Source organism: Bacillus cereus, from assembly GCF_002564555.1.
Classification (GTDB): Bacteria; Bacillota; Bacilli; order Bacillales; family Bacillaceae_G; genus Bacillus_A; species Bacillus_A cereus_K.
Genome location: NZ_NUVD01000024.1, coordinates 342,564 through 368,094, shown reverse-complemented (window position 1 = coordinate 368,094; position 25,531 = coordinate 342,564). Strand labels below are relative to the sequence as shown.

Here is a 25,531-nt window from a genome sequence, read left to right as displayed (position 1 = left end):
TCCTAATGGCTTAGTATCGAATCATAACCATAAATAATAGAAACAATTATCCCAACTACCAATATCCCTGGAAGTAAATTTGCAACCTTAATTTTAATAACACCCAGTAAGTTTAATCCGATAGCAGATATCATAATCCCTCCCGTAGCTGTCATTTCCACTATAAATTGATTCATTAATTCTTTTGGGACAACACTATTAATTTGTGTTGCAAAAATCGCAATACCTCCCTCATATAAAATAACTGGAATCGCTGAAAATACTACGCCAATCCCTAGAGTTGTCGTTAATATAATAGAAATGAATCCATCGATAATCGCCTTTGTAAATAAAATATTATGATTTCCGCGAATACCACTGTCCAATGCACCAAGTATCCCCATCGCGCCAATTGCAAAAATTAAAGTAGCTGTTACAAAACCTTCTGATATGCTTCCTTTCCCCTTCGATCCAACTTTATTTTCTAGCCAATCCCCTAATAGTTTTAACTTTTCTTCTAATCGCAACCATTCTCCGATTACCGTACCAATTACTAAACTTAGTATCACAACAAGAAAATTTTCACTTTTTAATGCCATTTGAAGTCCAAGCACAGTAACCGCTAAACCAATTGCATGCATGATCGTCCCTTTCATACTTTCTGGAATCGCACTAAATAATTTACCAAGTAAAGTACCAAATATAATACAAATCCCATTTACAACTGCTCCTAATATAACCATTTCTCATTCTTCACCTTTCGAATTCTTTATTTCTATATTTTGGTTTATACATTGATTTACAGGTTACCTATATGTTAACTTAATATTGAGAATATTAACAAACAATTTCCACTGCTATAACCCGCTATTTCTTTGCAAATATATGTTTCGGCAACTTCCTTTTAGTAGATTCATTGCCAACCTAATTGCGGGATAAAATCAAAAGGGAAGGTATCTATGAAAACTTTATTAAAACGATTTCTGTTAATAGCCATTTTCATTACACCTATTGTTTTATTAATCAACTACTCTTTTATTTCAAAAGCGAAAGACAAACCAGATTTTAAAAACACATCGAGCAAAACAGCTTCAACAAGTGATAAGAAAGTAGAAGATCCCGAGATTACACTCACCTTCTCTGGTGATACAATGTTCGATTGGCAATTGCGTCCTATAATCGAAAAAAATGGAGCAGATTATCCATTCCAACATGTAAAAGAAGAAATAACAAAAGCTGATATTTCTTTTGTCAATTTAGAGTCAGCATTTACAACGAGAGAAAAGAAAGTACCTGGGCAACAATTTTGGATTAAAAGTGATCCATCTACACTACAAGCAATTAAAAACACTGGATATGACATCGTGAACATTGGGAATAACCATACACTCGATTATGGACAGGATGGATTATTAGATACTATCTCTCACGTAGAAAAATTAAAGCTCCCTTACATTGGGGCCGGAAAAAATGCAAAAGATGCATATACAGCGCAAGAAATAACTGTAAAAGGAAAAAAATTCAAATTCCTTTCCTTCGTTCGATTTATGCCTGACTTTACTTGGGTAGCTGGTGACAATAAACCTGGTGTTGCAAACGGATATGATCTAGATCTTGTAACAAAAACAATTAAAGAACAAAAGCAAGATGCTGATTATGTAATCGTCTATATGCATTGGGGCGTTGAAAAATCAAATCGTCCGGTAGAATACCAAAAACAATATGTACCTAAAATGGTTGAAGCAGGGGCTGACGCTATTGTCGGAAGTCATCCGCATTGGCTACAAGGATTTGAGTATTATAATAAAGTTCCTATCGCATACTCGTTAGGTAATTTTTTATTCCCGAGTTATGTAAATGGAAAGAGTGCCGAAACAGGCGTATTGACCTTAACATTTAAAGGGGAAGATGTCCAAATGTCCTTTAACCCTTACATCATTCGTAACAACCAAGTTTCTCCTGTAAGTGAAGAAGAAAAGAAAAAGGCACTACAATATTTACAAACAGTTTCAACTGATGTAGAGATTGATGATACTGGGAAAATAATTAACAAACGCAACTAAACAGCGCGAGATCCATTTCTCTGTAACTTACATTACGGAATAGGTGATGAATATGCTGAAAGACTTATTAGAAAATATAAGTCTCATAGAAAACGTATATAAAATGTCTATAGCAGTTCTGCTTTTATGTTCCTTTTTTTCTGTTAGACTTCTAAAAAAAATAAAGCGAGAGAGAAAGCTTTCTCCCTTTGAATTTACTATGTACGTAATCATTCGTATTGCAATATTTTTTTGGTTAGCTAGCTTTCTACTGCTTGAATATGGTGAGTATTTAGCTTAACTATAAAAAAGATAGAACAAGCATTATTTTCCTCCGCTTGTATCTATCTTTTTTATTTTAATTACAATTGGATTCTAACTTTTTCCTTCTATTAAATAAGCAAATCAAACAAAACAGGATTTTTATTAAGCTCCATAAATTGAATATTATTTTCTTTAAAACGGGTAATTAATTGCTCATAATCCTCTTTATGTTTTAATTCTACACCGACTAACGCTGGCCCATTTTCTTTATTATGTTTCTTAATGTACTCAAAGCGAGTAATATCATCTTCTGGGCCTAATCCCTTATCCAGGAACTCTCTTAAGGCTCCAGAACGCTGCGGGAATTCAATGATGAAGTAATGCTTTAATCCTTCATAAATGAGCGAACGTTCTTTCATTTCTTGCATTCTATCAATATCATTATTTCCCCCACTTAATGTACATACAACTGTTTTTCCTTTTATTTCATCCTTGTATAGATCAAGTGCTGCAATAGAGAGTGCACCCGCAGGCTCTGCTACAATCGCATTTTTCTTGTATAGCTCTAAAATTGTTGTACAAATTTTCCCTTCTGGAACTAATACGATATCATCGAGTACGTCTTTACAAGTTTCAAAAGTTAATTTCCCTACTTTTTTTACAGCCGCTCCATCAACAAAGCTATCAATTTTCTCTAATGCAACATTTTCATTTTGAAGAAAAGCCTCTTTCATAGATGCAGCTCCCAACGGCTCTACACCAATTACTTTTGTAGCTGGACTTACTCCCTTTACATATATACCAGTACCCGAGGCTAATCCACCACCGCCAATTGCGGTAAAGAGATAATCAACTGCCTTATCCATATCATGCATAATTTCCACAGCTACCGTTCCTTGCCCTGCAATCACATACGGATCATCAAATGGATGCACAAATGTCATCCTATTTTCCTCACAATAGCGCTGCGCCTCTTGGAAAGCACTATCAAATGTATCACCAACTAATATGATTTCTGCAAAACTACCACCAAAAAATTGAACTTGTGATACTTTCTGTTTTGGTGTTGTTGTTGGCATAAAGATTTTCGATGGAATATTTAATAAATTGCACGTATATGCAACTCCTTGTGCATGATTACCAGCACTTGCACATACAACACCATTTTGCAATTGATCTTTTGACAAGCTTTGAATTAAATTGTATGCACCACGAATTTTGAAAGAACGAATTACTTGCAAATCTTCTCGCTTAATATACACTTCACATTCATATTTTTCAGACAAAACCTTATCTCGTTGCAATGGCGTTTTTATGACGATATCCTTCATACAATTATGAGCCATAAGGATATCTTCAATCTTCACTCTCTCCTTTACATTTTGCACCATCTCACATCATTCCTCATCTCTTTTAAATTGGCTCAATCAAAATTCGGGATTTTCAGAACAGCCCCTGTATTCGCCGATGTTACCATTTGTGCATAACGTCCAAGCCACCCAGTCTTTACTTTCGGTTCTGGTCGTTTCCATTCTTTTTTACGCTTTTCTAATTCCTCATCACTCACTCTTACTTCTAGCAAGCGTTCTTCAACGTCAATACAAACCATATCCCCTTGTTCAAGAAGTGCAATCGTTCCTCCAGCAGCTGCTTCTGGTGAAATATGTCCTACTGAAATACCGCGTGATGCACCTGAAAAACGTCCATCCGTTAATAGTGCGACATCAGCACCTAATCCCATGCCTGCAATTGCTGACGTTGGAGCTAACATTTCTGGCATTCCTGGTCCGCCCCTTGGTCCTTCATAACGAATAACAACTACATCTCCTTTTCTCACTTTCCCAAGCATAATGCCGGCGAGCGCCTCATCTTGTGAATTAAAAATAACGCAAGGTCCTTCAAATCGTTTTACTTCGGTTGCTCCGCTTTTAATAACCGCTCCGTCTTTCGCAAGGTTGCCCTTTAATATACGTAGGCCCCCTTCTTCACTATGAGGGTTTTCGAGAGAATGAATAACTTCCTTATCTTTAATCTCTGCATGCGCAATGTTTTCTCTTAATGTTTGCCCAGTAGCAGTTATACGATCAAGGTGCAGTACCCCTTCTTTTCGGCTCATTTCTTTCAAAATTGCACTAATCCCACCTGCACGATCAATATCTTCCATATGCCAATTAGAAGCAGGGCTTACTTTACATAAATGTGGTACACGTCTTGAAACTGCATCAATACGGTTCATATCGTAATCTAATCCAGCCTCTTGTGCGAGCGCTAATGTATGCAACACTGTATTTGTTGATCCTCCCATCGCCATATCAAGCGCAAAAGCATCATCAATTGCTTCTTCTGTTACAATGTCGCGTGGTTTAATATCTCTTTCAATTAAAATTTTCAATTTCTCTGCTGCTTGTTTAATTAACTCTTCACGTCTTGGATCAATTGCTAAAATACTACCGTTACCTGGAAGTGCTAAACCTAACACTTCACATAAACAATTCATAGAGTTCGCAGTAAACATACCAGAACAAGAGCCACAAGATGGACAGCCATGATCTTCAATATCTTTTAATTCTTCTTCTGAAATTTTCCCAGATTGGTAGGCTCCTACCCCTTCAAAAACAGAACTCAAATCGACAACTTCACCTTTAGATGTTTTCCCAGCTGCCATCGGTCCCCCTGAAACAAACACAGTTGGAATATTAATACGAAGAGCCGCCATCATCATACCAGGTGTAATCTTGTCACAGTTTGGGATACAAATCATGCCGTCAAACCAATGTGCATTTACAACAGTTTCTACCGAATCTGCAATAATTTCACGACTTGGAAGAGAATAACGCATCCCTATATGCCCCATCGCAATACCATCATCTACTCCAATTGTATTAAATTCGAATGGCACCATGCCTGCCGCACGTACTGCTTCTTTTACAAGTTTTCCAAACTCGTTCAAGTGCTTATGCCCTGGAATAATTTCAATAAAAGAATTACAAATCGCTATGAATGGTTTATCAAAATCTTCATCTTTTAAACCAGTTGCTTTTAATAAACTACGATGTGGAGCTTTATCAAAACCTTTTTTAATCATGTCACTTCTCATTTTGTCAAATCCCTTCTTACACATTTTTCTCTTACTTACTTTTAAAATAAAAACTCTCACCTCAGCAATCAACTACTACTTAATAGTAGCTTTGATTGCTGAGGCGAGAGTTTCGCGTTACCACTCAGCTTTTCTTACACTTCTCACGAAATATAAGCTCTGTAGGTCCAACCAGACCCCCGTCCTTTTACCGGAGACGATGCCGCCGCTCTCTACTCAGTTTCCCTTTCGCAAGCGATGCTCCGAGGTGATTTTCAATGATTCAATAGTTACTACTCTCACAGCCTTGGAGTAGCTCTCTGAAACGATCATAATCATCTACTTTCCTCTTCTTTGCATATACAAAATATAAAGTCGGAATATTCTTAATTAACTTTTATTTATTAAACGTATTATAGGACTTTGTTCTTTTTGTTGTCAATATATTTTTTGATTTTTTAAACAAATTAAACCTTCATCCAACTAATATTTTGAATCACATCTAAACAAAATTTTATTTACTTTTGATATCAAATGCTTGTTTTCGCGTTATTCTTTATTTATAAAAAAAACCCTATTACGAAAGAAACGTTGCACAACTCCTGTTATCAATAATACTGATTTTCTTTTCCCTCTATGTATCACTAAAACCCATTCAATAAATTGAATGGGTCTTCCATATAAAAAACATATATTTTCAAATCTTTTTTATTGCGTAATAAAACTAAATATATAATACTATATAAAACATATATATTTAGGAGGATTACAGAAATGTCAGAAAAAACATACGAACTCGCAACTTTCGCAGGCGGCTGCTTTTGGTGCATGGTAAAGCCATTTGATGAGCTCCCTGGTATTCAAAAAGTGCTTTCCGGCTATGCAGGTGGTCATGTAGAAAATCCAACATACGAACAAGTAAAAGCTGGAACATCTGGACACTTAGAAGTCGTACAAATTACATTCGATCCTTCTATTTTCCCGTATCAAAAATTATTAGATTTATATTGGCCACAAATCGATCCAACTGATGATGGTGGACAATTTTTCGACCGTGGTCCATCTTATCGCACTGCTATTTTCTATCATAATGAAACACAAAAAGAGCTTGCAGAAAGATCGAAGCAAACTCTTGCTGAAAGCGGTATGTTTAAAGATCCTATCGTAACTGACATTCGTCCGGCTGCACCTTTTTATGAGGCAGAGGAATACCACCAACATTTTTATAAAAAAAATCCGGAGAAATATGCTAATGAGCGAAAAGAATCTGGCCGTGAAGACTTTATAAAAGAAAATTGGCAAAGAAAATAATAAAAACGCATCGTGCTTTCTTTTCAAAGTGCGATGCGTTTTTATTTCTCAAAAAAATACCATACAATTAAAAGTACAACCACTGTTAACGTCCAAAGTACTATTTCATTTTTCACTCTGTTCTTTTTCTTATTCATTTCATTCTCTCCTTATAGCCATTAAACATATTCAAGATTTCCTTTGTTTGATTGTCCACTTGGCGAATGTAAATAAATCCTTACATATTCTTATAAGAAGACCACCCATTATTCCGATTGCAATTGAAATTACTAACATCTGCCCAAAACTAAGAGAAGTTGTGTATGTTATGTAGAGAACGATACATACAAGTGAAAAATCCGGTAAAGAAAGTAAAAACTTTTTAAACATTTCTTCTCCTCTCCTAACTAGGTCGTCTACTGTAGCTTTGAAAAAAATTTGTTCAAAAATGTCATATATACCCTCATTTAATGAAAAAAGAATAAGAATCCATTTTGAAAAAGAATTCTTATTCAGCAGATATAAGCTTTATCATGTTATACATATCTTATTCCATAATTACTCTTGAAATAGAATACTATTACTGACGATTTATTGGAAATTAAATATTCTTATTCCCCATCGACAAATATTTAGACTGACAAAATATTTGGATCAATCAGTTGTTACAAGATACGTTTTATATTGCCATGAACACGCTTTTTCTATATTCAATTGAATAGCCTTTTTCTAAAACAATACCCATTAACTCTTTCAGTGATTCCTTAGCTTATTGTTATTAAAAATTAATTACCAGGCAGTCGGATACCTCGCCAGCTACCTACATCGCATTGGCCAAATTCATTATTACCTACCGCGACCACCGTTCCGTCTGATTTAAGTCCGACCGTATGCGCGCAACCAGCCGCTATCGCTACAATATCGCGCCAATCACTTACATTACATTGGCCATACTTATTCCACCCCACTGCTACCGCAGTACCGTCTAATTTAAGACCGATTGTATGATTCGTACCAGCTGCGATTGCTACAATACCTCTCCAGCCACTTACGTCGCATTGGTTATGTTTATCATTCCCCACTGCTGTCACCATGCCGTCTTGTTTAAGACCAACAGTATGAAGATAACCCGCCGCAACCGCCACAATACTATGCCAGCTGCTTACATTACATTGGCCATATCGATTATTACCCACCGCCGTCACCGTGCCGTCCAATTTAAGACCCACTGTATGCCAGTCACCCGCTGTGACCGCCACAATATCACGCCAGCTGCTTACATTGCATTCTCCTTCTTTATTTCGGCCCACCGCTACTACCGTACCGTCCAATTTAAGGCCAATGGTACGACGCCACCCCGCCGCAACCGCTACAATATTATACCAATCGTTTACATCACATTGTTCATGCTTATTCCAACCCACTGCTACCGCAGTACTGTCACATGTAAGACCGATTGTATGAGCATTACCCGTGTTCGTCGCCATATGAACATTGCCCGCTGCGACCGCTACAATATCACGCCAGCCACTTACATTGCATTCTCCTTCTTTATTTCGGCCCACTGCTACTACCGTGCCATCCGATTTAAGAGCAACGGTATGACTACGACCCGCCGCAATCATGTCTTTAGGCCACCGTTTCGCCTTTAACACCTCTTCTTTCGGTGAAATGTACTTCATGTTTTACCTCCTTGCATATAAGCAACTGTATCCAAATAGATATTTTTATCTAATTTCATTATAAATGACCCGACTTTTTTTATAAATTTACAACTATAAAAAAAGCCTATTACTTCTTCAAAAAATAAAAACCTCCAGTTTAAATACTAGAGGTTTGTTCTTTATTTCTTCAATCGTTCAATAAAATCGTTCAATTTATCAAGTGATTTCATATTCTGATTACAAGCTACACCATCTTTGCAAATATAGTTTCCCTTTTTAACGAAAGTTCCTGGTATATCACCTTTAATTTCAACTAAAAACATCCCAACTTCTTCATGTCCATGACATAATGAACAAATGCTCTTTTTATTTAAACTTTGGAACGTCCCTTGTAGACCAACAAACTTATTTTTATCATTTTTCGCTATAATAAATTTCCTGCTTGACCCTTTGTCAATCCAGCTTAAATAAGATAATTCTTTCATATCCAGTTCTTCCATATCAGGAAGTTTTAACTTTTTCGCTTTAGGAAATAATTTTTTTAATGTTTGTGCTGTAACTTCCTGAAACGGAACGACATACGGATTTATTTTCAATAAAAATGATTCTGCATCTTCTCTATTTTCAACTTCTAATACCGTATCAATTAATTCTTTTTGTTCCGTATTTAAATTTTCAAAAACACCAATTACTTTCTCCATAGCGAGCGATTTTAATGCCGCTATTACTCCTCTATCATTTGCCGTTGCATGTCCATTTGCTAAAATATAAGCTTGTGACTTTATAAAATTATATTGATCACTTCTAATAAAAGCTTCCATCTTTATCACTCCATACAAATTGTTGATCTAGTTTCATTGTATACAATGATCCAGCTTTTTGATATGTAAAAGATAACTTAGAAACGAATATTACATACATCGATTATTCTCTACCGCTTCATTTCCTGACAAAAGAAACCATCATCTGTTTTCCATTCCGCATATAATACGTCTTCAAATTTAGTAATCCCTTTTTGCTTTATTTGTTTATATAGCCACCCTTCATCAAAACCAGCTTCCCTCAAATTATCTTTCACTACTTTTCCATCACTAATTAATGAAATCGGTAAGTATACAGGCTTATGTTTTAAACTTAAATCATTTATAGTGGGAGATTCGTATTTGTTCTTTTTCAGAACGCTTATGTTCCCATTAGGTTCCAAAATCATATATTCAACTTCTCGGATTGAAAATATGTCTTTTTGTTGCCTAAGCATTTGTTGTAATTGATTAATATCCAAATGATTTGAACTTAGTTGTTCCCGGTCAATATATCCATTACGGATAATGATTGACGGAGAGCCTTCAAAAAAACTTCTCGTTCCTCTAAATTTTTGCGTTATTACTTCTATCGTATAAATTAACACTACCCATACAAGTACAGCATATAAAATAGACCATACTTTTATTTCCGGATCATATATAGTATTTCCGACTAATTCCCCGAGAACAATGGCAGAAATAAAATCAAATGGAGTTAACTGAGATATTTGTGTCTTCCCTAATATTTTAGTAGCAATCAATAGCACAAAAAAACCAAAAAATAGTTCTATCGTTATTTGTCCTAGATGATTCATATATGTTCACCTTTCTGCTTTTCACTCAAATGCTCTATATTCTATTTAGTAAAAAAACGGCACACTTTTTCTATTATCTTGCCCATTCATACCCAATATATCCGATAGGTGCAAAACAAAAAGAGTCTAGTCAAAAATAACATTTGAACTAGACTCTTTTATTTTCATTTAGAATACACAATCTTTTTAATCGTTTCTCCAGAAAGAAAATATTCTTCTGCAAGTTGATGAATGGCAATTCCGCTTTTAAACGCTTCTTTAATTGCTTTATTTCTTTCATCTAGTTGTTTTCTTCCTCCAGATCGTGTACCCCATTTATAATGTTTCGTTTCTTGTTTTGGAATGTAAATTGTTTCACCTTGTATATACTTTTGAATTTCAGCAATTAAACTCTCTGGTAAAACGGTCTTAGCCTTTACGTATTTCATTTCTGCTCGCCCCTTATTTTTTATGGTTCATTTCAATAAGGTGCAAAGCCAAATATAAAAATGATACGAGCTCATTTAGGCGATTGTATATTACTTGTCTACCTCACGCAAAGTATCGCCATTTCCATACTTGGCTTTGCATGAGACGTTGCAGTGTCTGGCAATTGAATTGTAATCGCCATATAAACACCTCCTAATATACCTTTTGATTTCATTTTATTATATGATAAATTCCCACTACTTGCACCTTCATACTTTTTGAAGCAACAAGTTACGCAGTTTGATATAATACTTTTTAGTCCAATCAAAAAGTATAGTGAGGTTGCGTTATGAAGAAGAAAATAATCATTACAATAGTTACACTATTCATTATTACTATAGCATTATTCGGAACATACAAATTGATGAACGCAAGAAGCTTTCAATTATTTGGTAATCTAACAAATCGCATAGAAACAAATGATAAAGTGGTTGCTTTAACTTTTGATGATGGTCCTACAAAAAATATCGAACAAATATTACCACTTTTAGATAAGTACAATGCGAAAGCTACTTTCTTTGTTATCGGAAACGAATTAGAAAAACATTTACCCTTAGGAAAAGCAATTGTTCAATCAGGACACCAACTTGGAAACCATACATATTCTCATAACAGAATGGTTTTTAAAACACCTTCTTTTATTAAAGAAGAAATAGAAAAAACGAATTCATTAATCCGTCAAACAGGATTTACAGACCAAATTGATTTTAGACCCCCTAACGGAAAAAAATTAATTGGACTACCATATTATTTAAATAAAAATAATATCGAAACGATTACATGGGATCTTGAGCCTGATACTTTTTATAAATCTGCGGCTGATAAAATTGACTACGTTAATAAAAATGTAAAATCAGGTTCTATCATTTTATTACACTCTATGTATGATGAATCTAATGAAAATTTACAGACCATTGAAGGTATTTTAGACTCTTTATCTAAGAAGGGCTATCAGTTCGTAACAGTAAACGAATTACAAAAAAGAGCAAAATAAAAAGGTAGCGTATCATACCACGATACGCTACCTTTCTTATTAAATAATTCCAAGTACATTTAAGAATACGATAATAATCGCAATTGGTGCAATATAGCGAAGTAAGAATAACCATAATATGAATAATTTATAACCTTTATTTTTACTTACACCAAGCTCTTTCATCAAGACATCTTTCTTCATTTTTAAAGGAACGAAGATGGAAACCAGCAATACGCCAAGTGGCATTAGTACGTTACTAACCGTATAATCTGCTAAATCAAAAATTGTTTTTCCAAATGGTTTCACATCGCTTAACAAACCGAATGATAATGCTGAGGGTACCCCAACAACGAAGATTAATAATCCAACGATTAACGCCATTTTTTCGCGTTTCCCTTTACCTTTTGATGTTAACGAAGCAACACTAATTTCTAACATCGAAATTGCTGATGTAATAGTAGCAAAGAAGAATAGTAATAAGAAAACGATGAAGAATAATTTTCCGAACGCCATTTTACTGAAAATAGCTGGCAATACGATAAATAATAGTCCGGGTCCTTGAGATGGTTCCATTCCAAATGCGAATACAACCGGGAAGATCGCAAGTCCTGCAAGTAATGTAATAACAAGCGTTAAAGCTACGATTGAAAATGCCGAACGTGGTAAACTTTCTTCTTTTGGTAAGTATGAGCTATACGTTACCATTACTGCTACACCAACTGATAGTGAGAAGAACGATTGCCCCATTGCATATAAAATAATTTCTGACGTTACATTTGAGAAATCAGGTTGTAAGAAGAAGCGCACTCCTTCTCCAGCACCGTCTAATGTAAGTGCTCGAACAATTAATACAAAGAATAAAACGAATAGTGCTGGCATGAAATATTTATTTACTTTTTCAACACCATTTTGTACACCTTTACTCACGATAAAAATAGTAATAAGGATGAATAATAGCTGCGATCCTACTGCTAAATACGGATTGGAAATGATTTCACCAAACGTAGCTTCGTATGCCCCATTGCCTTCCCATAGTCTACCTGTAATTGCATTCCATAAATATAATATAATCCAACCTCCTACAACGCTGTAGAAAGAAAGTAATATGAAACAAGTTACAATCCCCAATTTACCTAACCACGGCCATAACGTTTTAGGAGCAATCTCTCTGTAGGCATCAACGGCCTCTTTTTGTGTACTTCTTCCAATAACGAATTCAGCTAATAATAGCGGTAATCCAATTAATAATGTGAAACCGATGAAAATAAGGAAGAACGCACCGCCCCCTCCAATACCGGCCATATATGGGAATTTCCAAATCGCCCCAAGACCAATTGCCGAACCTGCTGCAGCTAATACGAAACCTAATTTCGATGTCCATTGCTGTGAATTCATCTTTTTATCTCCTCTCTGTTTCTATTTCTTTTTTTGTTATAATCTGTCTATGTTCATATTGTTCTGCTACCACCCCGATCTAATACAACCACTTCCCTTCAACTAAAAAACGCCCCTACGTAAATACGTAGGGACGACAAAAATATCGCGGTACCACCCTAGTTATGAAGATACAACAAAAGTAAGCCCTAAATAAAAACGCCCCTACGCAAATACGTAGGGACGATAAAATATCGCGGTACCACCCTAGTTATGAAGCCACAACAAAGTTAGGATCTAAAATAAAAAACGTCCCTACGTAAATACGTAGGGACGATAAATATCGCGGTACCACCCTAGTTGTGAAAAAATCTTCACCACTTTATTTGATAACGGTATAAACTACCGTCTTTCATTTCCTCATAATGTGAGATTTATGAAAGATGCTCCAGGACGAACTTCATGAATAATCTATATACTGATTCACACCAACCATCAGCTCTCTGAAATAGGGAGATATTCACTACTATACCCTTTCATTGCCCAAATATTATTTTCCGAATTGATTACTATCATTTTTATCATACATTAAAAATAGTGTCAACTTATATTTTGAATTTTTCTGTATTACATTCTATTTAAAAATTCAAAATATGACTTTTAAATGAATAGTATTAGAACATTTATGGTTTATACTGTATTAACTTCTCTAGCAGGTTTATAGTAGTATACGATGAATGTAAGATAGCGTGAGTAGGAGGAAAGAATTTTGTCTACATCAAAAGTTTTAAAAGGAACTGCTTTATTAAGCGGTGCCACAATGATTTCACGTATTTTAGGGTTTATATACTTCTTCCCTTTTCAATTATTAGTTGGAACGCAAGGGGTTGCTTTATATGGATATGCATACTCTTGGTACGGTATTTTATTAAGCTTTTCAACAGCTGGTATTCCTATTGCCGTCTCCAAATTTGTTGCAAAACATAATGCACTTGGTGATTATAGTACAAGTAAAAAATTGTATAACTCGAGCGTAAAATTGATGTTGTTTATGGGCTTTTTAGGATTTTTAATTTTATTTATTGGAGCACCGTACATATCACAATTTATTATTCGCTCGAAAACACCAGATCCACAATTTATTGCCGACGTAACACTTACGATGCGAGCATTAAGTTTCGCGCTTATTATCGTACCAGCTATGAGTGTTACACGTGGTTATTTCCAAGGTTTTCAACATATGAAACCAAGCGCTGTTTCTCAAGTCGTAGAACAAATCGCGCGCGTTGTTTTCATTTTAGTTGGTAGCTTCATCGTTTCCAAACTATTAGGAGGTTCTGTAGCCTCTTCTGTTGCAGTTGCTACGTTTGGCGCTGTTATTGGGGCACTTGCCAGCGTCTCTATTTTAATGATGTATTGGAAAAAGTATAACGGATTAAAACCTCCTGAAGGTGAGCTGAAAACGAGATCATCCAATATTCCGTTAAAAAATATTTATATGGAATTACTGCGTTATGCAATCCCAATTGTATTTGTCGGTATTGCAATCCCTCTCTATACGTTAGTAGATCAATATACCGTAGCTGATGTCCTTAGAGCGATGGGAGAGCCTTTAGAAACCGCGAATGCAGTTTTCGCTTATATAACGAACTATGCACAAAAGTTAATTATGATTCCAGCCTCACTTGCAACTGGATTCTCATTAACAATTATTCCGGCTATAACGAAATCATTTACAAGCGGGAAACTAGAAGAATTACAAGAACAAATCTCAAAGATATTCCAAGTGTTGTTATTCTTCACTATCCCAGCCGCATTCGGTCTTGCTAGCATCGCTTACGATGCATTCCGCATGGTTTATGTAGATCCTAAAATTGCACTTGATGGATCACAATATTTAATTTCATTTGCACCATCTGCTATATTAAGTGCGATTTTCACAGTTTCAGCAGCTATATTACAAGGAATCGATTATCAAAGAAAAACAATGATAGCATTCTCAGCCGGTATTCTCGTTAAGATTTTAGTGAATACACCGCTCTTACATTTATTTGGTGGACACGGTGCTGTACTCGGAACAATTCTTGGATACCTTGTTTCGAATATTATTATGTTGTACTGCATCATTAAGTTTGCGAAATTTAAAATTGGTGAAACAGCAAAAACAGTATTCCTTATTACGATTTACTCCGCGGCAATGTCTGCTGTTGTAATCGCATTAAGAGTATTTATAAGCTGGATTATCCCTGGCCAATCTTATATAGAATCATTAATTATCGTATTTATATGCGCCGCAGCAGGCGGACTTGTTTATCTTTTATTCGTATTAACGAGTGGACTTGCTTCGCATATTCTCGGTAATCGTATTCAACGTTTACCTGTAATAGGAAAGTTAGTAAAATAAAAAAACAAGAGATGTAACTCGTTGTTACATCTCTTGTTTTTTACTTCACATATAGAATATGCTTTTGTTGTTCCGCAATATTTAACTCTGGAGCATATTGTTCTACCAAATGTAATACTTCCTCGATTAGTACTTCTAACTCTCGCACGCTATACTCTGGACTCCCTATTAATGTATTCGTCATACGTCCATATAGATTTTCAGGTTTGATAGTCATGTGTTCCACATTATATGGCATCCATTTAAATGCAGGATGATGCACGTACATTCGGTTCATTCCAAACAAGACACCAAATATATTCCTTTGCACTTCACAAATAACATCATAAAGCATAAGCCAATCTTTTCGTTTCAAAAGTGCTTCTCGATTATGCCAACGATTGCTTAACCAAAGGTTTTCTGAAATCATTCGTTTCGCTAGTTCTTCTGGATACGCCGCCACTCTATCTTTTAATTCATTCACTTTCTTTTCTCCATACAAACTCACACCATCATGAACGGATGAGACAATACATTGTTTTTCATAATTTATATCGTATTGATTTACAACGTCTGAAATAACTTTTTCAACTGTTTCTGTTAAGAAGTTACTAATTTCTAGTTTAATTCCTTCTTTCGTCAAATACGTTTCCGACCATTCTTCTTCCTCATAAGGATGATAGGACAAAATTTTCCCGTCAATCCTATTAATAGGAGCCCTACGATCCTCATCCTCTGGTGGCTCTGACCATAAAATATGTAATTCAATATCTGAATGTTCATCTTCTAATTTTCTTGCTACAGAGCCCGCTAAAATAATAGCTTCAACTTTCGGATTTTGCCTATAAATCTCCGCCATTTCTATCGCTTTCTCTTTTAATCCCATTGCATTTCCCCCTAAAATTGCAGTACTCCCCTTACTTTTCATTTATCTATTTCGATATTGTATATTATATTACCTTTTCAAATTCATACTTAATCAAATTCCTACCCAATAACGCTGAACAATTTCATTGGTATGAGAAGAAACAATTTCATTTTCTAACACACCGCCAACCTTTTGAATCGTTTTAGCAGAACCGATATTTGATTTATCACAAGTTATTAACACTTTCTGCAATCCTAATTTTTGTGCCTCAACTAGCGCAAGTTGCAGTTGCTTCGTAGCGTAACCTTGGCGACGTTTATTTGGATGAACACTATAACCGATATGACCGCTTTCCAACAATAATTCTGGATTTAGTCGATGTCTAATATTCACAAAACCTATAAGTTCTTCTTTTTCAAAACTTAAAAATTGACTAGAGGGTACTCGATTGCATGGTAAGTTTTCTCCTATTTCTTGTATACTCACTTTTTCAAACCATTCATCAAGAGAATCAAAATTTTGTAAAGAACTACTACCGTGTGGTTGTTCTCCTGTATCTAAAAATGCCTGCTGATACTCCATAATTTCTCCACTATATTCATGTATTGGTTTTAATAGTTTCATTGTCATTCTCCCCCTCTTAACAACCTAAAACAAACACCTTAATAATGGCTATTAAGGTGTTTCTATCACTTTTATTCAAATAATCCCATACTCAAATAACGTTCTCCTGTATCTGGTGCAATACATAAAACTTTTTTGCCTGCGCCTAGACGCTTTGCTATCATAATGGCGGCGTACACAGAAGCCCCTGAAGATGGTCCGACTAATAAACCTTCTTGTCTTGCTAATTTTCTCATTGTCGTTAATGCCTCTTCATCTGCAATTTGAATAATTTCGTTATACACTTCTGTATTTAAATTTTTCGGGATAAACCCAGGGCTTGTTCCTACTAATTTATGAGGGCCTGGAACACCGCCAGATAAAACAGGTGATCCTTTCGGTTCTACTACCGCAATATATAAGTTTGGTAGTTTCTCTTTTAACGCTTCACCAGTTCCTGTAATTGTCCCACCAGTTCCCGCCGTTGCTACAAAAGCGTCGAGCTCTCCATCCATTTGTTCATAAATTTCAAGTGCAGTCGTATAACGATGAATATTCGGATTTGCTGGGTTTTCAAATTGTTGCGGAATAAAACTGTTCGGTATTTGCTTTTGCAATTCTAATGCCTTCGCAATTGCTCCTGGCATTCTTTGTTCTGCTGGCGTTAATACTACGTCTGCACCATATGCTTTTAACAAATTAATCCGTTCTTTTGACATATTGTCTGGCATTATTAAAATCGCCTTATACCCTTTAGCAGCTGCATTCATCGCTAAACCAATTCCAGTGTTCCCACTCGTCGGTTCAATAATTGTATCTCCTGGTTTTATGAGACCATGTTCTTCCGCAACGTGAAGTAAATTATAAGCTGCACGATCTTTCACACTGCGAGACGGATTAAACATTTCTAATTTCACATATACATCCGCTGCGTCTTCTGGAACAAATTTAGATAATCGGACGACAGGTGTATCTCCTATTAATTCTGTAACATTTTCACATAATTTCATAGCGCATCCCCTATTCTATCGTTTTCTTATCATTTGGCAGTAACAATGAAGTTAGTCCAATTAATGGTAGACAACTACATAATAGCATAATGAATTGTAGACTATATATATCAGCTAATTTTCCAAGAACTACAGAACCTAAAGCCCCCAGTCCAAACGCAAGCCCTACAATTAATCCAGATACCATCCCTACTTTTCCAGGTACAAGTTCTTGCGCGTATACAACAATTACACTGAAGCTACTTGAACTAATAAAACCGATACATAAAAATAACGGTACAACCCATACAAGTGAAACATGTGGTAATAAAAGTGCAAGTGGCGCTGAACCTAACATTGAAAATACGATGATATTTTTCTTACCAAGTCGATCTGCTAGCGGTCCACCAAAGAAAGTACCTAATACACCAGCAATCATAAATGCGAATACGAAATACTGTGCATTTTTTATAGATAAACCGTAATGCTCAATTAAGTAAAACTGATAGAAATTCCCGATACCAGCACCGTACCAAGAGCGTACAAAAGTTAGAAAAACAAGTAATATAATAACGAATTTAATGTGCCTACTTACAATTGCATTTTCTGCCTCCATCGCAGCTCTCTTTTTCCTTCTTACAGCACCAGTCGCTAATTCATTTTTATACCAATTTGAAACAAAAAGTAACAATACAATCCCTACCGCTGCGAAAGCAGTAAAGCCTAGAGAACCAATTTGACCTAGCGGAACGAAAATGAGCGCTGTAAAAATAGGTGCTAGCGAATTCCCAGTATTTCCTCCCACTTGATAAATCGCTTGTGCTAAGCCACGTTTGGCACCTGCCGCCATATAAGCAACTCGGGCACCTTCTGGATGAAAGACTGCGGAACCTAATCCAATAAATAAAACAGAAATAATAACAATAATAAAATTCGGGGCAAACGCGAGCCCAATCATCCCAAGCATGCTCGAAAACATACCGAGTGGTAATAAAAATGGTGACGGCTTCTTATCTGAATACATACCAAAAACCGGTTGCATAATCGATGACGTCATATTTAACGCGAACGCTATCCACCCTACTTGCATGTAGGATAAATTCATCGTTTTTTCCAAAATAGGAAACAACGCTGGCACAACCGCTTGCATCGAATCATTCAAAAAATGTCCGAAACTAATCGCAAACAATATTCGATATATCGTCGGTGTTTCTACTGTATTTTTTTGTAAAACTGCCTGCATATACGAATCCCTCCCTCCTATACAAAACTCAGATTTTATTACAGTAAGTGTAGTAAATTGAAACTGTAATAAGCGAGGGCTCATCCTCACTTATTATTAGCCTTCACCAATCGGGCATTTATCTCCCACCTAACTTCCTCTCATTTGCCGAATTTTGAAGCGGGAGTCTTACTACCCGGTAAATAGCGGATTAAATTCTGAGTTTTGAAACATTTCTATTCTATACTGGTTTCGTTTCAATTTCCAGAAATTCAACTTCTAAAAAATATATTTTTTCTATATATTTTGTCGGATTTATTTATATGAACTCTCTGTATTTGCTTTTATACCGGGACCGGACGAAAGGAAGGCTTGTAACTATGAAGAAAAAGACGACCCTAAAAGCATATTAGGATCGCCTTTTGTATTAAATAGAAAAACGCTTATACTTCTCATAATCACTCGTCTTACATTCTAGTGCAATTTTCGTACCTTCGTTTTCATAACTCGTAGATAAAACGTGCGCATGATTGTTGAAATACGAAACTACCTGTCCTTGATCATATGGAATTAACATTTCACACTTCGTATACTCTTTATAAATGTGTGAGCGAATCATTTCTACAAGTTCTTCAATTCCAACGTGTTTCTTCGCAGATAAATACACGCGGTCTTCTTGTACTTTCGGAATTCCAACATCTACCATATCTGATTTGTTATAAGCATAAATCGTTGGGATATTTTCTACGCCAATTTTCTTTAACGTTTCATTTGTAATATCAATTAACTGTTCATAATTTGGATTTGCATAATCTACAACGTGAATAAGTAAATCTGCTTCCGCTACTTCTTCTAGCGTTGAACGGAATGCTTTCACAAGATGATGTGGTAATTTACTTACAAATCCAACTGTATCCGTTAATAAAAATGATTTATTATCTGGTAAATCAATATTTCGTACAGATGTCTCTAACGTCGCAAATAACATATCTTTTTCAAATACTTGTTTCTCTACAGTACCATTAAAAATTTCAAGCATCGTATTCATTATCGTTGATTTACCTGCATTCGTATATCCTACTAATGACACAACTGGAATTTCATTTTTCTTACGTTGTTTACGCTGCGTTTGACGCTGGGCAACAAGCGCTTCTAAATCTTTATTTAAAACTGAAATTTGTTCTTCAATTTTACGACGGTCTAACTCTAATTTCTTCTCACCGACACCTTTATTTTTCGTACCAACGCCGCCACTCTGTCTTCCTAACGATTCACGAAGACCAATTAAGCGAGGCATCATATATTGAAGATGTGCTACTTCTACTTGTAGCTGCGCTTCTTTCGTTTTCGCACGTTGCGCAAAAATATCTAAAATTAAAATGGTACGATCAATAACTTTACAATCTAAATCTTCTTCTAAATTTCGGATTTGTGAAGGAGATAGCTCATCATTAAAGATGACCATATTCGCATCTATTTCATTTACATAAGCTGCTACTTCTTCAATCTTTCCTTTTCCAATATAATGCGACGGATTTACTCGTTGTAAATTTTGCGTCACTTGACCGATTACTTCCACATCACAAGCTTCCGTAAGGTTTGCTAACTCTTCCATCGAATATGCAAAATCAGCTTCATTACCTAAATTTACTCCAACTAAAACTGCTCTTTGTAATAATTCTTCCATATATTTATTCCTCCATTTCGATTACGCAAAATAAAAAACACAGGTCACTGCCTGTGTTTTCGTAAACGGATAAGGGTTCACCAAAGAAATAGAAGAAAGCTATGCTTTCATCCTATCTCATAGTAAAAAAGTCCCAAGATAATATACGTATCCACAACAAGTGTTCACCTATACGATCCCATTCTATTTATAAAGGCAAAACAAAAAGAGGGCGTATTCGTCCCTCCCTCTTTTTCACATATAAGCTTAATAAAAGGGTTCCTTTAAAATAGGCAGACCAATCCCGTTCACTCTGTACACAGACAGAGCCTTTGAGCGCTATTCAATTATTGGCACAAAGTATTGAGACGTAATCTGATTAAGATCAAAGGAAGCCCCTCCGTTCATTTTAAGTTACATAAAGTGTAGCATAAGTAATTCGCTTTCACAAGGTTTAACAACCTATATCACCCGAAAGAAAATCTTTATATTTTTACTTTCATCGTCATTTTTTGCGCATTCTTCTCACAACAAAAATAACAAAAGCAATGATTAATAACAGACCAACGAAAATGATAGCAACTTGCCACCAACTTAAACCGTTCACCATCTCACCTTTTAAATCTACTTTCTTCGTCGGACTAGACTCTTTTGTAATATGGCTTAAAGCCACTTTGTCCGCCTCTGCCTCATCTAACCTTTTCGTACCACTGCAACTATGTGTGAATAATTGTTTCCCTTCCCCTCTTTGAGAAGAAAACACTAAATATTCTCCTCCTTCTATAAAGTGATACACACAATCACCACCATTTGTATACACAATAATTTGCGAAGAATTTGTCCCTTTCCAAATTTTCTTCACTTCAAATAATACTTCAGTTCCAACCCCTTCCTTTCTTCCAACCTCAATTACTTTCCCCTCAAACACTACATCATTATTTTGAAATGCATCTTCTGGTACAATTTTCGTACAATCACATGCATAAGACTTCCCTGGCAAAATAAAATAAGTAACGCTACATATTAAAACAAGAGACAAAAAATATACGATTCTTTTCAAGAATCTCAAACCCCTTCATTATCAAGTTTAAAAGCTTCCTGTATATTATTTTGACATCCTCTCTCAAACTCCTTTTATTTATATTTATATAAATATATTAGATTAAAGAAATTTAAATCGACCGCGTTATTATCTGGTACTAGAATCAAGTTTTAAAAATAAGTTAGGAGATGTTCCTATGCATTCTAAATCTTACTGCAATGGGTACTTAAGCTCCAAATCAAATATTGTCTAATAACGTTTCAGAAAAGTTGGTCCATACGAATGATGAATAGATTGTGCAAAGAACTGGAATGAAGGACTGAAATTTCCTTTTATACAACTAACATTACGGTAAATGAAATCATATCAACGATTTTTCGAATTTATCTATCACAACTCACAATATATCAACGATTCCAGTTAAATTATTAGTTAATCGCAAAGAAGCTGCATTCAAAGATTGGTTACCTCTCTTTGAATGCAGCTTCTTTTATCTTAATTTTATTTACCTGTCCGAGACCATATAACAACAGGAATAAGCATGCAAGCTAACACTCCTCCTGCTAATGATAATGCGGCATAACTAGAATTCGCTACTACCATACCTGACATCGCTCCACCAGAAGCTCCAGCTAGCGCAATAAACACATCTATTTTCCCTTGTGTTTTTGCACGAGTAGAAGGCGTTGTGGAATCAACGATTTGTGCCGTACCACTAATCAATCCGAGGTTCCAGCCTAAGCCAAGTAAAGAAAGAGCAACGATTAATAGTATTAAAGAATCACTCGGTGCTATCGCAGCTATGACACCCGCTGCAAGTAAAATCACCCCACCAGCTATGCTCATCGTAGTTCGGCCAATTTTATCAATTAACATTCCTGTAACGAGAGACGGAAGATACATTGCACCTACATGAAAACCTATTACAAGACCTACTGCACTTAATCCATGGCCGTGGTGTCCCATATGAATTGGCGTCATTGTCATAATCGCAACCATCACCACTTGAGTAAGTATCATTACGATTGCTCCAACAGTAACACCCCGTTTATTTTCTGTCATTTCTTCTGTTACTGGTTGCCCTTTATATGTATGTTCTTGTTTATATTTTTCTATTATGTTAGCAATAATTAACGGATCTGGACGAAGCATAACAAAAAGGAAAAGACCCGCCAGTATAAATGCCGCTGCTGATAATATAAATGGACCAGCAAGTTCAGGAATTCCAATTGAATGAGCAAACCTTCCCATTACTCCTACTAGATTTGGTCCTGCTACTGCACCGAAAGTCGTCATAACCATCGTAATACTAACAGCAGTTGCTCGTTGCTTCTTATCTGCTAAATCTGTACCTGCATAACGAGCTTGTAGATTCGTAGCGGTACCTGCACCATATATGAGCAAAGAAATAAGTAAAAGAATAATACTATTTGTTAAAGCTGCCATTACAACACCAATAGCCCCAAGTCCACCTACCATAAATCCTGTTGCAAGTCCAATTCGGCGTCCATATCGTTGCGAAAGCTTCCCTACTATGAAAGCTGCTATCGCAGACCCTAATGTAAACATAGCCGTAGGTAATCCTGCATATGCATCTGTCCCTAGCATTTGCTGCGCAAGAAGTGCCCCTACTGTAATTCCAGCAGCTAACCCTGCCCCGCCGAACATTTGTGAAATGCTTACGATTAGTAATGTTCGTTTGTATAATTTTTGCTGCTCTTCTTCTGTGTACATATGATTACCTATTAAAGCCCCCGCCTTATCTAACAATTCCTTATCCTCCTTTTGAAATTAAGCCCTCTTGTTAATGTACTATGTTTAACGTTACATATTCAATGTCATTTTTCATTCGTACCTTTATATCTAAAAAACTTAAAATCTTTATCCACAGAAAAACCACAAGTCCCTATAAACTTAACACGACTAGAAAGATACAAAATTTAAAGACTTGCATCGGAATAGATTTTGTTGGTTTTAATAATAAGAGGCATTATATTCATAAGTTTAATAAACTAAACCCAGATTATAACTCCATACTAGTGTAAATAAAAAGACTATCCCATAATTTGGTTTAGCCAACTTATGGGATAGCTCTCTTTCATACTTCACATACAAGTCTTTTACTATTTAACTCCGACATCTTGCATAGATTCCGCGTTTTTTTTCTTGCCCTCTTTTATTTCATAATAATAAGAAGGTAATTCTATGTTACGCTCTAAGAAATAATCCTCAATTAATGAAATAATTACTTTCAATGTTTTCAAACGGGCGTATAATTTATCATTACTCGCGATAATATTCCATTTAGCATTTGGCTTATTTGTTTTTTCAAACATGTCTTCCATTGCTTCAACATACTCGTCCCATTTTTCACGATTACGCCAGTCTTCATCTGTAATTTTCCATCTTTTAAGAGGGTTGTTCTCTCTTTCTTTAAATCTCTTCAACTGTTCGTCTTTACTAATATGATAGAAGAACTTCCCTATTATGTAATGATCATCTGTTAATAGTTTTTCGAAATCATTAATTTCATCATACGCTCTCGTCCACTCTTCGTTTGTAGCAAAACCTTCAACACGCTCAACTAATACACGGCCATACCATGAACGATCAAAAATGGTAATTTGCCCATGCTGAGGAATTTTCCGCCAAAAGCGTTGCAAATAATGGTAACGTTTTTCATGAGGGGCAGGTGCTCCAATTGGAGTTACTTGAAAACCACGTGGGTCCAGATGTTCCGTCACTCGCTTAATCGCTCCGCCTTTACCCGCCGCATCCCACCCTTCCATAACAAGCATTACAGCGATTTTTTCTTCTTTTAAAATTTGTTGTAGCGCTAGTAACCGTCTTTGGTATTTTTCGAGTTTCTTATTGTACTTAGATTTCGATTCCATTCTTTTCGTTAAATCTACTTTAGCAAGATGTCCACTTTCCATAAAACAAATCCCCCTTGTTGTATGACAATGTTATTTTAACATATTTTGGTAATTTTTTCATATCCTAAAAAGCTGTGTAGAAAAATCTCTACACAGCTTCCTTCTCTAAATCCACATCTACTTCAATATTCTCTTTTCTATTCCATACACAATGCTGCCAATTATAAGCGTGACAAATAATATAATGGTTCCTAATCCAACATTCACGACCTTACATTATATGGTATATTTTCTCGTAAAAAGAAGATAATAACAAATAAATCCATTACAGAATTGGAGTTCTCATAAGATGAAACGAAAAATATTCTCTCTCTTTGCATTTATCTGTATAGCACTCCCAATGCAAGCTAGTGCATACACATTTCAATCGCTACCAATTGCATCAAAGTCTAAACAATGGTATGTCGAAATTGATAAATCTCATAACTCAAACAAACAAGGAATCCAGCCAAAACAAGGCGTATATGATACGTATAGTTTATTCGTAAAAAACATCGGTCATGATGTATCAAATGTATCAGTAGAAATACTTGATAACACGCCTACATCTAAAGCTACCTTTAAACCTATTACATCAAATTCGAACATTTCAAAAAGTCATACGAGCTTTGACTACATGGTATTCCCATTAGATTTTAATAGTCATAATTTTAAAGTTGTTATTACTTGGGAAGAAAAGAATTTCTCTTACAACGGTCATCCCGTAAATGAAGGAAAAAAAATGAAACAAACATTTGTATTTAATGAAGACTAAGTCCTACTTTATGGCTTAGTCTTTATTTATGAAACCCAATTGGATTGCTTCTGTCACTTCTTTTACAATTTCCATGTTCGTGGCCTTCTTACAAATGCCTGTTTCCCAAATATGTACAGAAGGCACTTTATTAGAAAGATGCTTCATTAAGATAAGCCGGTCATATTCTATTTTATTATCAACAGGAGTTGCCATATATACAGTGAAATTCTTTGCGTCAAATACCTTTTCTTGCAAAACATATTCACCTTCTAATTCCGCTACTAAAAAATCATTGAGACTATCTCCAACCATATACGATACTTCCTTTCATTTCA

The 25,531-nt window shown here is 35.5% G+C and carries 24 protein-coding genes and 2 other annotated features; of the genes, 6 read left to right on the top strand and 18 right to left on the bottom strand.

The window, feature by feature from the left end:
- Positions 1-2: 2 nt before the first annotated feature.
- Positions 3-722, bottom strand: a complete 720-nt coding sequence (locus tag COI75_RS16475) for a DUF554 domain-containing protein (protein ID WP_000236013.1) — start codon at positions 720-722, stop codon at positions 3-5.
- Positions 723-938: 216 nt separating this feature from the next.
- Between COI75_RS16475 and COI75_RS16470 the strand changes: the two genes are divergently transcribed.
- Positions 939-2,042 carry a CapA family protein gene (locus COI75_RS16470; RefSeq protein WP_000854549.1) on the top strand — a complete coding sequence of 368 codons (1,104 nt, stop codon included), beginning with the start codon at positions 939-941 and terminating at the stop codon, positions 2,040-2,042.
- A gap of 52 nt (positions 2,043-2,094) precedes the next feature.
- Entirely contained in the window at positions 2,095-2,322 is a 228-nt protein-coding gene (locus COI75_RS16465; RefSeq protein WP_000910219.1) for a hypothetical protein, read from the top strand.
- A 91-nt stretch (positions 2,323-2,413) separates the two neighbouring features.
- Here the strand turns inward: COI75_RS16465 and ilvA are convergent, their stop codons facing one another.
- Positions 2,414-3,676 carry a threonine ammonia-lyase IlvA gene (ilvA, locus tag COI75_RS16460; RefSeq protein WP_000250551.1) on the bottom strand — a complete coding sequence of 421 codons (1,263 nt, stop codon included), beginning with the start codon at positions 3,674-3,676 and terminating at the stop codon, positions 2,414-2,416.
- Between the two features lie 32 nt (positions 3,677-3,708).
- Positions 3,709-5,382 (bottom strand): dihydroxy-acid dehydratase, encoded by a 1,674-nt coding sequence (gene ilvD, locus COI75_RS16455; RefSeq protein WP_001255826.1) that lies wholly within the window; start codon positions 5,380-5,382, stop codon positions 3,709-3,711.
- A gap of 96 nt (positions 5,383-5,478) precedes the next feature.
- Positions 5,479-5,725: a binding site (T-box leader), on the bottom strand.
- Between the two features lie 410 nt (positions 5,726-6,135).
- On the opposite strand from ilvD, the gene msrA reads away from it, so the two are divergent.
- The gene (gene msrA, locus COI75_RS16450) at positions 6,136-6,672 is read left to right on the top strand and encodes a peptide-methionine (S)-S-oxide reductase MsrA (RefSeq protein ID WP_001291901.1); all 537 of its coding nucleotides are present in this window, start codon (positions 6,136-6,138) and stop codon (positions 6,670-6,672) included.
- A gap of 168 nt (positions 6,673-6,840) precedes the next feature.
- Here the strand turns inward: msrA and COI75_RS16440 are convergent, their stop codons facing one another.
- From COI75_RS16440 to COI75_RS16415, 5 genes are all read right to left on the bottom strand, one after another.
- A complete protein-coding gene (locus COI75_RS16440) occupies positions 6,841-7,041 on the bottom strand; it encodes a hypothetical protein (RefSeq protein WP_000473061.1) in 201 nt (66 codons plus the stop codon).
- 395 nt (positions 7,042-7,436) lie between these two features.
- Positions 7,437-8,333, bottom strand: a complete 897-nt coding sequence (locus COI75_RS16435; protein ID WP_000875256.1) for an RCC1 domain-containing protein — start codon at positions 8,331-8,333, stop codon at positions 7,437-7,439.
- A 161-nt stretch (positions 8,334-8,494) separates the two neighbouring features.
- Complete coding sequence (locus COI75_RS16430) at positions 8,495-9,136, bottom strand: FusB/FusC family EF-G-binding protein (protein ID WP_000387056.1); 642 nt, start codon at positions 9,134-9,136, stop codon at positions 8,495-8,497.
- A gap of 110 nt (positions 9,137-9,246) precedes the next feature.
- Positions 9,247-9,933: a DUF421 domain-containing protein gene (locus COI75_RS16420; RefSeq protein ID WP_001015960.1), complete on the bottom strand. Its 687-nt coding sequence runs from the start codon at positions 9,931-9,933 to the stop codon at positions 9,247-9,249.
- A 164-nt stretch (positions 9,934-10,097) separates the two neighbouring features.
- Positions 10,098-10,361: a CD3324 family protein gene (locus tag COI75_RS16415; RefSeq protein ID WP_000878323.1), complete on the bottom strand. Its 264-nt coding sequence runs from the start codon at positions 10,359-10,361 to the stop codon at positions 10,098-10,100.
- A gap of 329 nt (positions 10,362-10,690) precedes the next feature.
- On the opposite strand from COI75_RS16415, the gene COI75_RS16410 reads away from it, so the two are divergent.
- Complete coding sequence (locus tag COI75_RS16410) at positions 10,691-11,395, top strand: polysaccharide deacetylase family protein (protein WP_000726871.1); 705 nt, start codon at positions 10,691-10,693, stop codon at positions 11,393-11,395.
- Positions 11,396-11,434: 39 nt separating this feature from the next.
- Here the strand turns inward: COI75_RS16410 and COI75_RS16405 are convergent, their stop codons facing one another.
- Positions 11,435-12,772: a sodium-dependent transporter gene (locus COI75_RS16405; protein ID WP_001088177.1), complete on the bottom strand. Its 1,338-nt coding sequence runs from the start codon at positions 12,770-12,772 to the stop codon at positions 11,435-11,437.
- A gap of 305 nt (positions 12,773-13,077) precedes the next feature.
- Positions 13,078-13,300 (bottom strand) — a binding site (T-box leader).
- A 220-nt stretch (positions 13,301-13,520) separates the two neighbouring features.
- Between COI75_RS16405 and COI75_RS16400 the strand changes: the two genes are divergently transcribed.
- Entirely contained in the window at positions 13,521-15,155 is a 1,635-nt protein-coding gene (locus tag COI75_RS16400) for a putative polysaccharide biosynthesis protein (protein ID WP_000107872.1), read from the top strand.
- A 40-nt stretch (positions 15,156-15,195) separates the two neighbouring features.
- On the opposite strand, the gene COI75_RS16395 is transcribed toward COI75_RS16400, so the two are convergent.
- The 8 genes from COI75_RS16395 to COI75_RS16355 all read right to left on the bottom strand — a co-directional run bounded on the left by COI75_RS16395 (position 15,196) and on the right by COI75_RS16355 (position 24,460).
- A complete protein-coding gene (locus COI75_RS16395) occupies positions 15,196-16,020 on the bottom strand; it encodes a DUF4037 domain-containing protein (protein ID WP_098448471.1) in 825 nt (274 codons plus the stop codon).
- Positions 16,021-16,113: 93 nt separating this feature from the next.
- Positions 16,114-16,626, bottom strand: a complete 513-nt coding sequence (locus COI75_RS16390; protein ID WP_098448470.1) for a GNAT family N-acetyltransferase — start codon at positions 16,624-16,626, stop codon at positions 16,114-16,116.
- A gap of 71 nt (positions 16,627-16,697) precedes the next feature.
- Entirely contained in the window at positions 16,698-17,615 is a 918-nt protein-coding gene (gene cysK, locus COI75_RS16385; RefSeq protein ID WP_098380427.1) for a cysteine synthase A, read from the bottom strand.
- Between the two features lie 10 nt (positions 17,616-17,625).
- Positions 17,626-18,837: an MFS transporter gene (locus COI75_RS16380; RefSeq protein WP_098448469.1), complete on the bottom strand. Its 1,212-nt coding sequence runs from the start codon at positions 18,835-18,837 to the stop codon at positions 17,626-17,628.
- Between the two features lie 406 nt (positions 18,838-19,243).
- Entirely contained in the window at positions 19,244-20,503 is a 1,260-nt protein-coding gene (hflX, locus tag COI75_RS16375; RefSeq protein ID WP_098448468.1) for a GTPase HflX, read from the bottom strand.
- A 484-nt stretch (positions 20,504-20,987) separates the two neighbouring features.
- A complete protein-coding gene (locus tag COI75_RS16370; RefSeq protein WP_098448467.1) occupies positions 20,988-21,542 on the bottom strand; it encodes a cobalamin biosynthesis protein CbiN in 555 nt (184 codons plus the stop codon).
- 483 nt (positions 21,543-22,025) lie between these two features.
- Positions 22,026-23,294, bottom strand: coding sequence for an MFS transporter (locus COI75_RS16365; RefSeq protein WP_098448466.1), 1,269 nt, complete (start codon positions 23,292-23,294; stop codon positions 22,026-22,028).
- 353 nt (positions 23,295-23,647) lie between these two features.
- Positions 23,648-24,460 (bottom strand): polyphosphate kinase 2 family protein, encoded by an 813-nt coding sequence (locus tag COI75_RS16355; RefSeq protein ID WP_000443483.1) that lies wholly within the window; start codon positions 24,458-24,460, stop codon positions 23,648-23,650.
- A 289-nt stretch (positions 24,461-24,749) separates the two neighbouring features.
- On the opposite strand from COI75_RS16355, the gene COI75_RS16350 reads away from it, so the two are divergent.
- The gene (locus tag COI75_RS16350; protein ID WP_000823162.1) at positions 24,750-25,214 is read left to right on the top strand and encodes a hypothetical protein; all 465 of its coding nucleotides are present in this window, start codon (positions 24,750-24,752) and stop codon (positions 25,212-25,214) included.
- Between the two features lie 15 nt (positions 25,215-25,229).
- Here the strand turns inward: COI75_RS16350 and COI75_RS16345 are convergent, their stop codons facing one another.
- On the bottom strand, positions 25,230-25,508 hold the full coding sequence (locus tag COI75_RS16345; RefSeq protein ID WP_000232596.1) for a hypothetical protein: 279 nt from the start codon (positions 25,506-25,508) through the stop codon (positions 25,230-25,232).
- Between the last annotated feature and the right edge of the window lie 23 nt (positions 25,509-25,531).

What these genes read in the sequence shown, in the direction of transcription:
- COI75_RS16415 (WP_000878323.1), bottom strand. Translation starts at nt 10,361, where the DNA reads ATGAAATACGTAAAGGCTAAGACCGTTTTACCAGAGAGTTTAATTGCT.
- COI75_RS16350 (WP_000823162.1), top strand. Translation starts at nt 24,750, where the DNA reads ATGAAACGAAAAATATTCTCTCTCTTTGCATTTATCTGTATAGCACTC.
- COI75_RS16380 (WP_098448469.1), bottom strand. Translation starts at nt 18,837, where the DNA reads ATGCAGGCAGTTTTACAAAAAAATACAGTAGAAACACCGACGATATAT.
- COI75_RS16430 (WP_000387056.1), bottom strand. Translation starts at nt 9,136, where the DNA reads ATGGAAGCTTTTATTAGAAGTGATCAATATAATTTTATAAAGTCACAA.
- COI75_RS16435 (WP_000875256.1), bottom strand. Translation starts at nt 8,333, where the DNA reads ATGAAGTACATTTCACCGAAAGAAGAGGTGTTAAAGGCGAAACGGTGG.
- cysK (WP_098380427.1), bottom strand. Translation starts at nt 17,615, where the DNA reads ATGAAATTATGTGAAAATGTTACAGAATTAATAGGAGATACACCTGTC.
- COI75_RS16405 (WP_001088177.1), bottom strand. Translation starts at nt 12,772, where the DNA reads ATGAATTCACAGCAATGGACATCGAAATTAGGTTTCGTATTAGCTGCA.
- msrA (WP_001291901.1), top strand. Translation starts at nt 6,136, where the DNA reads ATGTCAGAAAAAACATACGAACTCGCAACTTTCGCAGGCGGCTGCTTT.
- COI75_RS16390 (WP_098448470.1), bottom strand. Translation starts at nt 16,626, where the DNA reads ATGAAACTATTAAAACCAATACATGAATATAGTGGAGAAATTATGGAG.
- COI75_RS16420 (WP_001015960.1), bottom strand. Translation starts at nt 9,933, where the DNA reads ATGAATCATCTAGGACAAATAACGATAGAACTATTTTTTGGTTTTTTT.
- COI75_RS16345 (WP_000232596.1), bottom strand. Translation starts at nt 25,508, where the DNA reads ATGGTTGGAGATAGTCTCAATGATTTTTTAGTAGCGGAATTAGAAGGT.
- COI75_RS16440 (WP_000473061.1), bottom strand. Translation starts at nt 7,041, where the DNA reads ATGTTTAAAAAGTTTTTACTTTCTTTACCGGATTTTTCACTTGTATGT.
- ilvD (WP_001255826.1), bottom strand. Translation starts at nt 5,382, where the DNA reads ATGAGAAGTGACATGATTAAAAAAGGTTTTGATAAAGCTCCACATCGT.
- COI75_RS16355 (WP_000443483.1), bottom strand. Translation starts at nt 24,460, where the DNA reads ATGGAAAGTGGACATCTTGCTAAAGTAGATTTAACGAAAAGAATGGAA.
- ilvA (WP_000250551.1), bottom strand. Translation starts at nt 3,676, where the DNA reads ATGGTGCAAAATGTAAAGGAGAGAGTGAAGATTGAAGATATCCTTATG.
- hflX (WP_098448468.1), bottom strand. Translation starts at nt 20,503, where the DNA reads ATGGAAGAATTATTACAAAGAGCAGTTTTAGTTGGAGTAAATTTAGGT.
- COI75_RS16475 (WP_000236013.1), bottom strand. Translation starts at nt 722, where the DNA reads ATGGTTATATTAGGAGCAGTTGTAAATGGGATTTGTATTATATTTGGT.
- COI75_RS16470 (WP_000854549.1), top strand. Translation starts at nt 939, where the DNA reads ATGAAAACTTTATTAAAACGATTTCTGTTAATAGCCATTTTCATTACA.
- COI75_RS16410 (WP_000726871.1), top strand. Translation starts at nt 10,691, where the DNA reads ATGAAGAAGAAAATAATCATTACAATAGTTACACTATTCATTATTACT.
- COI75_RS16465 (WP_000910219.1), top strand. Translation starts at nt 2,095, where the DNA reads ATGCTGAAAGACTTATTAGAAAATATAAGTCTCATAGAAAACGTATAT.
- COI75_RS16395 (WP_098448471.1), bottom strand. Translation starts at nt 16,020, where the DNA reads ATGGGATTAAAAGAGAAAGCGATAGAAATGGCGGAGATTTATAGGCAA.